This window comes from Escherichia sp. MOD1-EC6300, from assembly GCF_002965045.1.
GTDB classification, from domain to species: Bacteria; Pseudomonadota; Gammaproteobacteria; order Enterobacterales; family Enterobacteriaceae; genus Escherichia; species Escherichia coli_F.
This window is the reverse complement of sequence record NZ_PTRH01000002.1, coordinates 169,498-181,171: the sequence shown is the minus strand read 5'-3', so window position 1 is coordinate 181,171 and position 11,674 is coordinate 169,498. Positions and strand designations below refer to the sequence as shown.

General features: G+C 48.5%; 6 protein-coding genes. 4 read left to right on the top strand and 2 right to left on the bottom strand.

The window, feature by feature from the left end; genetic code table 11:
* Window positions 1-12: 12 nt before the first annotated feature.
* Window positions 13-1,116, bottom strand: coding sequence for a porin OmpC (gene ompC, locus BGE37_RS03560; protein ID WP_105287780.1), 1,104 nt, complete (start codon window positions 1,114-1,116; stop codon window positions 13-15).
* 738 nt (window positions 1,117-1,854) lie between these two features.
* Between ompC and rcsD the strand changes: the two genes are divergently transcribed.
* Both rcsD and rcsB read left to right on the top strand, forming a co-directional pair.
* Window positions 1,855-4,527 carry a phosphotransferase RcsD gene (gene rcsD / locus BGE37_RS03545; protein WP_105287779.1) on the top strand — a complete coding sequence of 891 codons (2,673 nt, stop codon included), beginning with the start codon at window positions 1,855-1,857 and terminating at the stop codon, window positions 4,525-4,527.
* A gap of 16 nt (window positions 4,528-4,543) precedes the next feature.
* Window positions 4,544-5,194 (top strand): response regulator transcription factor RcsB, encoded by a 651-nt coding sequence (gene rcsB / locus BGE37_RS03540; protein ID WP_001061917.1) that lies wholly within the window; start codon window positions 4,544-4,546, stop codon window positions 5,192-5,194.
* A gap of 198 nt (window positions 5,195-5,392) precedes the next feature.
* Here the strand turns inward: rcsB and rcsC are convergent, their stop codons facing one another.
* A complete protein-coding gene (gene rcsC / locus BGE37_RS03535) occupies window positions 5,393-8,242 on the bottom strand; it encodes a two-component system sensor histidine kinase RcsC (RefSeq protein ID WP_032303395.1) in 2,850 nt (949 codons plus the stop codon).
* 166 nt (window positions 8,243-8,408) lie between these two features.
* Between rcsC and atoS the strand changes: the two genes are divergently transcribed.
* Together atoS and atoC are read left to right on the top strand one after the other, a co-directional pair.
* On the top strand, window positions 8,409-10,235 hold the full coding sequence (gene atoS, locus BGE37_RS03530) for a two-component system sensor histidine kinase AtoS (RefSeq protein WP_105287778.1): 1,827 nt from the start codon (window positions 8,409-8,411) through the stop codon (window positions 10,233-10,235).
* The gene (gene atoC, locus BGE37_RS03525; RefSeq protein ID WP_000125285.1) at window positions 10,232-11,617 is read left to right on the top strand and encodes an acetoacetate metabolism transcriptional regulator AtoC; all 1,386 of its coding nucleotides are present in this window, start codon (window positions 10,232-10,234) and stop codon (window positions 11,615-11,617) included. The genes atoS and atoC overlap by 4 nt, the downstream gene beginning before the upstream one ends.
* Window positions 11,618-11,674: the final 57 nt, after the last annotated feature.

Sequence of the window (11,674 nt, the reverse complement as noted above, 5' to 3'; positions counted from 1 at the left end):
TATCAATCGAGATTAGAACTGGTAAACCAGACCCAGAGCTACGATGTTATCAGTGTTGATGCCAGCGTCACGAGTGAACTGGTTGTCGTCCAGCAGGTTGATTTTGTAGTCAACATAGGTGGACATGTTTTTGTTGAAGTAGTAAGTAGCACCAACATCAACATATTTCAGGATATCTTCGTCGTCGTAGTTACGAGTACCGATGGTGCCCAGGTTTTTACCTTTAGACTGCAGGTATGCTACAGACGGGCGCAGACCGAAGTCGAACTGGTACTGAGCAACAGCTTCGAAGTTCTGTGCTTTGTTCGCCCAACCCAGGGAACCTACGCGAGTTGCGTTGTAGGTCTGGGTGTACTGAGCAGCCAGGTAGATGTTGTTAGCGTCGTATTTCAGACCACCAGTGTAGGTTTCAGCACGGTCGCCGTTACCGATGTAAGCAGCGGTGTTCTGAGCATCAGTACGTTTGGAGCTGGAAACTGCAGCACCGATACCGAAGCCTTCGTAATCATAAGTGATAGAACCGCCAACGCCGTCGCCGTTCTGACGCAGAGCACCACGACCGTTGTTGGTCATGCCTTCGCCGCTTGCGCTACCGTTTTTACCCTGGTACTGAACAGCAAAGTTCAGGCCGTCAACCAGACCGAAGAAGTCAGTGTTACGGTAGGTCGCGAAGCCGTTACCACGCTGCTGCATGAAGTTGTCAGAACCGTAAGTGTCGCCACCGAATTCTGGCAGTACGTCGGTCCAGGAAGTTACGTCATAAACAACGCCGTAGTTACGACCGTAGTCGAAAGAACCCACATCCTGGAATTTCAGACCTGCGAATGCCACACGGGTCCAGGAGTTGTTTTCGTTTTCAGCGCTGTTGCCCTGGATCTGATATTCCCACTGGCCGTAACCGGTCAGTTGGTCAGTAACCTGAGTTTCACCTTTGAAGCCAAGACGCATGTAGGTCTGGTCGCCATCTACAGACTTGTCGTCAGAGAAATAGTGCAGGCCGTCTACTTTACCGTACAGATCTAATTTGTTGCCGTCTTTGTTGTAAACTTCAGCAGCGTTTGCTGCGCCTGCTACCAGCAGAGCTGGGACCAGGAGGGACAGTACTTTAACTTTCATGTTATTAACCCTCTGTTATATGCCTTTATTTGCTTTTTTATGCCACTGCATACTGATTAACCCTCATTAATCAGTCGGCAAGTCCATTCTCCCCAAAAATGCAGAATAATCCAACACGAATATGATACTAAAACTTTTAAGATGTTTCATTTATCGCTATAGATGTTTCAGAATGTAAATACAAGGGAACTTTTTAAGATTATTGCGGAATGGCGAAATAAGCACCTAACATCAAGCAATAATAATTCAAGGTTAAAATCAATAACTTATTCTTAAGTATTTGACAGCACTGAATGTCAAAACAAAACCTTCACTCGCAACTAGAATATCTCCCGCTATCATCATTAACTTTATTTATTACCGTCATTCATTTCTGAATGTCTGTTTACCCCTATTTCAACCGGATGCCTCGCATCCGGTTTTTTTTACCCTTCTTTACACACTTTTCATTATTCTGTGCTACCACAGAAAAACTATAACGCTTGTTAACTATTTCACAAATAATTAACATCAGCATAATTTCCAGCAATCTTCGTTTATTTGCAATTAATTTCGTTAGGCTTTTTGTAGGTTATTTGTACAGCAAAATGGCGCTTGTACATCTATTTCCCCCAATGCAGGATGATAAATATCACGGGAGAATAGAGAATCATCAATCAGGTAAGAGTCTGGAATTTCACACTGTACCCTTTATACTGCCCTATCACTTCGCGAAGTTTTAACAGGTCATAAACACGAATGCGTCAGAAAGAGACAACGGCCACGACCCGCTTTTCACTCCTACCGGGGAGCATTACCCGCTTCTTTTTACTGTTGATCATTGTGTTACTGGTGACGATGGGTGTAATGGTACAAAGCGCCGTTAACGCCTGGCTGAAAGATAAAAGTTACCAGATTGTCGACATTACCCACGCTATCCAAAAGCGCGTCGATACCTGGCGTTATGTGACCTGGCAGATCTACGACAACATTGCCGCGACGACCTCCCCCTCCTCCGGCGAAGGTTTACAAGAGACGCGCCTGAAACAGGATGTCTACTATCTGGAAAAACCACGCCGCAAAACGGAAGCGTTAATCTTTGGCTCTCACGACAACTCAACGCTTGAGATGACTCAACGGATGTCCACCTATCTGGACACGTTATGGGGCGCAGAAAATATACCGTGGTCGATGTATTACCTGAATGGTCAGGATAACAGTCTGGTACTGATCTCGACCCTGCCCCTCAAAGATCTCACCTCCGGATTTAAAGAATCGACCGTCAGCGACATTGTTGATTCACGTCGCGCAGAGATGTTGCAACAGGCCAACGCGCTCGATGAACGCGAAAGTTTTTCTAACCTGCGCCGCCTGGCCTGGCAGAACGGTCATTACTTTACCTTGCGTACCACGTTCAACCAGCCGGGACATCTGGCAACGGTCGTTGCTTTTGATCTGCCGATTAATGATTTGATCCCACCGGGTATGCCGCTGGACAGTTTCCGCCTTGAGCCAGACGCGACGGCAACGGGAAACAATGAAAATGAGAAAGAAGGGACGGATAGCGTCAGTATCCACTTTAACAGTACGAAGATTGAAATCTCCTCGGCACTCAACTCTACCGATATGCGCCTGGTCTGGCAGGTTCCTTATGGCACCTTATTGCTGGATACGTTGCAAAACATTCTGCTGCCACTGCTGCTGAACATCGGTTTGCTGGCGCTGGCGTTATTTGGCTATACCACATTCCGCCATTTCTCCAGCCGCAGTACAGAAAGCGTCCCCAGCACGGCGGTCAATAACGAATTGCGCATTTTACGGGCAATTAATGAAGAGATAGTCTCACTGCTGCCGCTCGGCTTGCTGGTTCACGATCAGGAATCGAACCGCACTGTCATAAGTAACAAAATTGCCGATCATTTGCTGCCGCATTTAAATCTGCAAAACATCACTACCATGGCGGAGCAGCATCAGGGGATTATTCAGGCGACGATCAATAACGAGCTGTATGAGATCCGCATGTTCCGCAGCCAGGTTGCGCCGCGCACACAAATTTTCATTATTCGCGATCAGGATCGCGAAGTGCTGGTAAACAAGAAACTCAAGCAGGCGCAGCGTCTGTATGAGAAAAACCAGCAGGGGCGGATGACCTTTATGAAAAACATTGGCGATGCGCTGAAAGAACCCGCACAGTCCCTGGCGGAGAGCGCGGCTAAACTCAACGCCCCGGAAGGCAAACAACTGGCGAATCAGGCAGATGTGCTGGTGCGGCTGGTCGATGAAATACAGTTAGCGAATATGCTTGCGGACGATAGCTGGAAAAGTGAGACGGAGCTGTTCTCCGTGCAGGATTTGATTGATGAAGTTGTGCCTTCAGTATTGCCTGCCATCAAGCGTAAAGGACTGCAACTGCTGATTAACAATCATCTGAAAGCACACGATATGCGCCGTGGCGATCGCGATGCCTTACGCCGTATTTTGCTGCTATTGATGCAATATGCCGTGACCTCAACACAATTGGGAAAAATCACCCTTGAGGTTGATCAGGATGAATCGTCCGAAGACCGCCTGACTTTCCGCATTCTGGACACCGGTGAAGGCGTAAGCATTCATGAAATGGATAATTTGCACTTCCCGTTTATCAACCGGACCCAAAACGATCGCTATGGCAAGGCCGACCCGCTGGCATTCTGGTTGAGCGATCAACTGGCGCGTAAACTGGGCGGTCATTTAAACATCAAAACGCGGGACGGGCTTGGTACACGCTATTCTGTGCATATCAAAATGCTCGCAGCTGATCCGGAAGTTGAAGAGGAAGAAGAGCGTTTACTGGATGATGTCTGCGTAATGGTGGATGTCACTTCAGCAGAAATTCGGAATATTGTCACTCGCCAGTTAGAAAATTGGGGTGCAACCTGTATCACACCCGATGAAAGATTAATTAGTCAAGATTATGATATCTTTTTAACGGATAATCCGTCTAATCTTACTGCCTCTGGCTTGCTTTTAAGCGATGATGAGTCTGGCGTACGGGAAATTGGGCCTGGTCAATTGTGCGTCAACTTCAATATGAGCAACGCTATGCAGGAAGCGGTCTTACAATTAATTGAAGTGCAACTGGCGCAGGAAGAGGTGACAGAATCGCCTCTGGGCGGAGATGAAAATGCGCAACTCCATGCCAGCGGCTATTATGCGCTCTTTGTAGACACAGTACCGGATGATGTTAAGAGGCTGTATACTGAAGCAGCAACCAGTGACTTTGCTGCGTTAGCCCAAACGGCTCATCGTCTTAAAGGCGTATTTGCCATGCTAAATCTGGTACCCGGCAAGCAGTTATGTGAAACGCTGGAACATCTGATTCGTGAGAAGGATGTTCCAGGAATAGAAAAATACATCAGCGACATTGACAGTTATGTCAAGAGCTTGCTGTAGCAAGGTAGCCTATTACATGAACAATATGAACGTAATTATTGCCGATGACCATCCGATAGTCTTGTTCGGTATTCGCAAATCACTTGAGCAAATTGAGTGGGTGAATGTTGTCGGCGAATTTGAAGACTCTACAGCACTGATCAACAACCTGCCGAAACTGGATGCGCATGTGTTGATTACCGATCTCTCCATGCCTGGCGATAAGTACGGCGATGGAATTACCTTAATCAAGTACATCAAGCGCCATTTCCCAAGCCTGTCGATCATCGTTCTGACCATGAACAACAACCCGGCGATTCTTAGTGCGGTATTGGATCTGGATATCGAAGGGATCGTGCTGAAACAAGGTGCACCGACCGATCTGCCGAAAGCTCTCGCCGCGCTGCAGAAAGGGAAGAAATTTACCCCGGAAAGCGTTTCTCGCCTGTTGGAAAAAATCAGTGCTGGTGGTTACGGTGACAAGCGTCTCTCGCCAAAAGAGAGTGAAGTTCTGCGCCTGTTTGCGGAAGGTTTCCTGGTGACCGAGATCGCTAAAAAGCTGAACCGCAGTATCAAAACCATCAGTAGCCAGAAGAAATCTGCGATGATGAAGCTGGGTGTCGAGAACGATATTGCTCTGCTGAATTATCTCTCTTCTGTGACCTTAAGTCCGGCAGATAAAGACTAATCATCTGTAGGCCAGATAAGACGCGTCAGCGTCGCATCTGGCATTTGCACTGAATGCCGGATGCGGCGTAAACGCCTTATCCGGCCTACGATTCCCATTATTTCAATGGATTACAACAAAGTAGGCCAGATAAGACGCACCAGCGTCGCATCTGGCATTTGCACTGAATGCCAGATGCGGCGTAAATGTCTTATAAGCCTACGATTCCCGCGATTTCCGGACCCTCTCGGCATATACCGTCAGTGTCTGTTTTATAACATCCAGCGTTACCGGCTTCGACAGGCAACTGTCCATACCGGACTCCAGACACCGCTGCTTCTCTTCAGCCAGCGCATTAGCAGTTACTCCGATTACCGGCAACGTCAGCCCCAACTGACGAATGCGTTGCGTCAAGCGGTAACCATCCATATTTGGCATGTTGACGTCGCTAAGCACGATATCGATATGATTCTTGCTAAGTACATTAAGCGCATCGACGCCATCATTCGCAGTTTTACATTGATAACCCAACGATCCCAACTGATCTGCAAGCAGACGCCGGTTAATCGGATGATCATCCACGACCAGAATCATCATATCGTCGTTATCGCTGACCGCTTTGTCCGTCGACGGCAGAGCGTTAGCAGGATCATCGCTCTCCATCTCGATCAAATAAATACGCGCCAACAATGCCGGTAGCTCATGCGGTGCAGCCACACTGTGTACCCACTCCCCTGGCGCTTTCTCCAGCGGAATACCAATATGGCGACGACAGAAGGTCACTACCGCTCTACCCTGCCATTTTTTGCTCACTACCTCGTCAGTGATTAACACATCTTCGGGAGTCGGTTCCTGCCCTTCGTATGTTGTAACGACGATGCCGCTGCGCTGCAAACTGGTTTCCAGGAACTGACAGAGCGACGCATTGCGGACCGCCAGCCAGCAGCGTTTACCACTCAACCCTTCCACGCCTTTTTTCTGCGGGTACTGAGCGCCGTACAACGGAATACGCACGGTAAACTGGCTGCCCATTCCCGGTTCTGAATCTACCGAGATGTCGCCGTCCATCATGCTGATCAGTTTTTCACAAATCGCCAGACCCAGACCAGTCCCCTGGAAGTTACGCTGTACGCCCGTTCCGACCTGGAAGAAGGGATCAAACAAGCGCACCACTTCTTTCGCCGGAATCCCCACGCCGGTATCGCGAACACGGATAGAGAGATAATCGCCATCAGCGCGAACATGCAGAACTATACAGCCGGTATCGGTGAATTTTATGGCGTTACTCAACAGGTTGGAGATGACCTGCTGTAAACGCATTGGGTCGCCATTTAAGGCCACTGGCACATCCGGTTCAATAAAGCAGTACAAGCCTAGCTGCTTGCGTACCACCAGCGGTAAATAGTTGGCGGTGATGTGGTTCATCACTTCACGCGGTGAAAACTCACGCGGTTCGATCTTCAACTGTTCTGATTCAATTTTCGAGAAATCGAGAATATCGCTGATAATTTTCAACAACAGGCTGGAAGAGTTGTTCATTGCCGTCACCAGACGATCGACGCCTTTTGGCAGCTCTTTGGTTTGCAACAGATCCAGGTTACCGATAATGCCATACAACGGCGTTCGCAGCTCATGACTTACGGTGGCAAGGAACATCGATTTTGACTGACTCGCCTGTTCCGCTGCTTGTGCCATCTCCTGCAACGACTCTTCCATCTTCACGCGCGAAGAAACATCCACCAGCACACAAATAGCCACGTTTTCATTACGATAGCGCGAATGGACGAAGCTGATTTGCAGATTGGTATTGTTGCTGGTCAGGACATCAACAAAATTGACCTGCTGACCACAAATAATTTGCGTCAGTCGTTGGCGATCCTCATGCGTAAGCATATTGAGATAGGTATGCGCAAGTTCGTTACTTAAAATATTAACGCCATCAGCGGTACGCAAAATGCAGATACCCACTGGCGCGGAAGCGACAATCTTGCGATTAAACTGCTCGTGCTCTTCCAGTCGCAGGGCGTCGCTTTCCGCAGGAATGAATATACGCCGCTCGTACATCCGTGCGAGAGTAAACAACGCGGCTCCGGCAAGCACATTCAGTAAAATCGCGTTAAGGATCAACATGCGAATGCGCTCCAGCACCTTATCAACCGGCACCGAATAGACGATGCTTAACGATGAAGGTGGCAGGTTTTTCTTCAGCACCAGTTCCCGGAACCCTTCCGTATAGCCAAACCAGGAACGTTCCTGCATCCAGCGAGGATCGCTCTTAATCTTGCTTTCCGGTCCGGTAAGCGAAATCAGGGTATGACCATTTTCATCAAGAATGGTTACCCCCATCGGCAACGTACCAGGTAAGAAGAAGTTCTCCATCCTGATGGTCTGCTCAACACCTAAAAGCGCCTGCAACCGGTTCGCCAGATAAACTGGCGTCAAGGCGTAAAAATACCCGACGCCAGGGCGCGGACCTTCGCTGATCCAGTAGAGGTTACTGCCGCTATCATCTTGTGGTGCATTTCGATATTTATTGATGCGTTCATGCAAAGCTTTCAACGCGGTATCGCGTTCCACTGGCATATCACGCAGACCGAAATTGGCCATGCAAAGGTTATCGCTGCCGATTAAAAATACCCGGTTGAGATCGTAAGCCGCAGAGAAATTATCGCGCCAGTAGCGCATAAACCACGCCAATGACTCCAGAGAACCTCGCCAGGTGTTACTCATTGCGGAACAATCGGAGTCGGCAAACAGTGGTTCAAACACTGGCACATCTGCCTGCGTTTCTCGTCCACGCGGCGAAAGCACACCGTTTTCTGCCGATAAGCGATTTTCAGCTATGTACTTCAGCTCTTTCATCACATCAGAGGTGCGTTGAATAAAGCGCTGAGCCTGATCGGAACTCAGATTAAATTCCTGACGAATTTCCGATTCTCGCTGATGCAACGCATTAACGATGTAAAAAACGGATGAAAAAGCAATCAACAGCCAGAGCACTAACGCCAATGCTCTGAACATGTAGCGCGAGGCTTTCAGGGTTGTACGAAAAGAAGCAAGGTATTTCAAAGGGGCGAAGCTCCGCCTCAGGTGACCGATGGAGTGTGGTTAAGGTAGCGGTAAAAGCGTGTTACCGCAATGTTCTCTCTTCTCTGGAATATGATACACCGCCGAGAAATCATCACCTTAACCTCTGATAATCGTCATATACCGGACAAGACTAGTGGGATTCAGCATGCATTATATGAAGTGGATTTATCCACGCCGCTTACGCAATCAAATGATCCTGATGGCAATCCTGATGGTCATTGTCCCAACGCTTACTATTGGTTATATCGTAGAAACGGAAGGACGTTCAGCAGTCTTATCTGAAAAAGAGAAAAAACTTTCTGCCGTGGTCAACCTGCTTAATCAGGCGCTAGGCGATCGCTACGATCTCTACAACGACTTACCACGTGAGGAGCGAATCCACGCACTGAATGCAGAACTTGCTCCCATTACTGAAAATATCACTCACGCCTTTCCTGGCATAGGTGCTGGTTATTACAACAAAACACTGGATGCGATAATCACTTACGCGCCTTCAGCGCTGTATCAGAATAATGTGGGCGTTACTATTGCCGCAGATCACCCTGGTCGCGAAGTCATGCGTACAAATACTCCTTTGATTTATTCAGGCAGGCAGGTGCGCGGCGATATTTTGAATTCAATGATCCCCATTGAGCGTAATGGTGAAATCCTCGGTTATATCTGGGCCAATGAATTAACCGAAGATATTCGCCGCCAGGCCTGGAAAATGGATGTGAGGATTATCATTGTGCTCACCGCCGGTTTGCTGATAAGCCTGCTGTTGATTGTCCTTTTCTCCCGTCGCCTGAGCGCCAATATAGATATCATCACCGATGGTCTCGCGACTCTGGCGCAAAATATTCCCACTCGATTACCACAATTGCCCGGTGAAATGGGGCAAATTAGTCAGAGTGTCAACAACCTCGCCCAGGCACTGCGTGAAACGCGAACACTTAACGATCTGATTATTGAAAACGCTGCCGATGGCGTCATTGCCATTGACCGCCAGGGTGATGTAACCACCATGAACCCGGCAGCAGAAGTCATCACTGGCTATCAACGTCATGAACTGGTAGGGCAGCCTTACTCCATGTTGTTCGACAATACTCCGTTCTACAGTCCAGTACTGGATACGCTGGAACATGGTACCGAACATGTGGCGCTGGAGATCAGTTTTCCAGGCCGTGAGCGCACCATTGAACTCAGTGTCACTACCAGTCGTATTCATAATACGCATGGTGAAATGATAGGTGCTTTGGTGATTTTCTCTGATTTAACTGCCCGCAAAGAAACCCAGCGCCGCATGGCGCAAGCTGAACGCCTCGCCACACTGGGTGAGCTGATGGCTGGCGTGGCGCATGAAGTACGTAATCCGTTAACGGCTATTCGTGGTTATGTACAGATCTTGCGCCAACAAACCAGTGACCCAATACATCAGGAATATCTGTCCGTAGTACTCAAAGAAATCGATTCAATTAACAAAGTTATTCAGCAATTGCTCGAATTTTCACGCCCACGCCACAGTCAATGGCAACAAGTCAGCCTCAATGCATTGGTTGAAGAAACTCTGGTACTGGTACAAACCGCCGGCGTACAAGCGCGAGTCGACTTCATAAGCGAACTGGATAATGAATTAAGCCCGATTAACGCCGATCGTGAACTGCTCAAACAGGTACTACTGAATATCCTGATCAATGCCGTCCAGGCTATCAGTGCACGAGGGAAAATTCGCATTCGAACCTGGCAGTATAGCGACTCACAACAGGCCATTTCGATAGAGGACAACGGCAGTGGCATTGATCTCTCGCTGCAAAAAAAGATCTTCGATCCCTTTTTCACTACCAAAGCCTCAGGAACCGGGCTTGGTCTGGCGTTAAGTCAACGCATCATTAATGCCCATCAGGGTGATATTCGCGTCGCCAGTTTGCCGGGCTACGGCGCAACCTTCACGCTTATTTTACCGATCAACCCGCAGGGAAATCAGACTGTATGACTGCTATTAATCGCATCCTTATTGTGGATGATGAAGATAATGTTCGCCGTATGCTGAGCACCGCTTTTGCACTACAAGGATTCGAAACACATTGTGCGAACAACGGGCGCACAGCATTACACCTGTTTGCCGATATTCACCCTGACGTGGTGTTGATGGATATCCGCATGCCAGAGATGGACGGCATCAAGGCACTCAAGGAGATGCGCAGCCATGAGACACGGACACCCGTTATTCTGATGACGGCCTATGCTGAAGTGGAAACCGCCGTCGAAGCACTACGCTGCGGAGCCTTTGACTATGTCATCAAACCGTTTGATCTCGATGAGTTGAATTTAATCGTTCAGCGCGCTTTACAACTCCAGTCAATGAAAAAAGAGATCCGTCATCTGCACCAGGCACTAAGCACCAGTTGGCAATGGGGGCACATTCTCACTAACAGCCCGGCAATGATGGACATCTGCAAAGACACCGCCAAAATTGCCCTTTCTCAGGCCAGCGTCTTGATTAGCGGTGAAAGCGGCACCGGGAAAGAGTTGATTGCCAGAGCGATTCACTACAATTCGCGGCGGGCCAAGGGGCCGTTTATTAAAGTCAACTGCGCGGCGCTGCCGGAATCGTTGCTCGAAAGTGAACTGTTTGGTCATGAAAAAGGCGCATTTACTGGTGCACAAACCCTGCGTCAGGGATTATTTGAACGTGCCAACGAAGGTACTCTGCTCCTTGACGAAATTGGTGAAATGCCGCTGGTACTGCAAGCCAAATTACTACGCATTCTGCAGGAACGGGAATTTGAACGGATTGGCGGTCATCAGACCATAAAAGTTGATATCCGCATCATTGCTGCCACCAACCGCGACTTGCAGGCAATGGTGAAAGAAGGCACCTTCCGTGAAGATCTCTTTTATCGCCTTAACGTTATTCATTTAATACTGCCGCCTCTGCGCGATCGCCGGGAAGATATTTCCCTGTTAGCTAATCACTTTTTGCAAAAATTCAGTAGTGAGAATCAGCGCGATATTATCGACATCGATCCGATGGCAATGTCACTGCTTACCGCATGGTCATGGCCGGGAAATATTCGAGAGCTTTCCAACGTTATTGAACGCGCCGTCGTGATGAATTCAGGCCCGATCATTTTTTCTGAGGATCTTCCGCCGCAGATTCGTCAGCCAGTCTGTAGTGCTGGTGAAGCAAAAACAGCCCCTGTCGGTGAGCGTAATTTAAAAGAGGAAATTAAACGCGTCGAAAAACGCATCATTATGGAAGTGCTGGAACAACAAGAAGGAAACCGAACCCGCACTGCTTTAATGCTGGGCATCAGTCGCCGTGCATTGATGTATAAACTCCAGGAATACGGTATCGATCCGGCGGATGTATAACGCCAAAACTTGCTATGCAGAAATTTGCACAGTGCGCAAATTTCTGCATAGCCGTTC

Excerpts from the sequence above, each read along its gene's own strand:
- atoC (WP_000125285.1), top strand. The coding sequence starts at position 10,232 with ATGACTGCTATTAATCGCATCCTTATTGTGGATGATGAAGATAATGTT.
- rcsB (WP_001061917.1), top strand. The coding sequence starts at position 4,544 with ATGAACAATATGAACGTAATTATTGCCGATGACCATCCGATAGTCTTG.
- rcsD (WP_105287779.1), top strand. The coding sequence starts at position 1,855 with ATGCGTCAGAAAGAGACAACGGCCACGACCCGCTTTTCACTCCTACCG.
- atoS (WP_105287778.1), top strand. The coding sequence starts at position 8,409 with ATGCATTATATGAAGTGGATTTATCCACGCCGCTTACGCAATCAAATG.
- ompC (WP_105287780.1), bottom strand. The coding sequence starts at position 1,116 with ATGAAAGTTAAAGTACTGTCCCTCCTGGTCCCAGCTCTGCTGGTAGCA.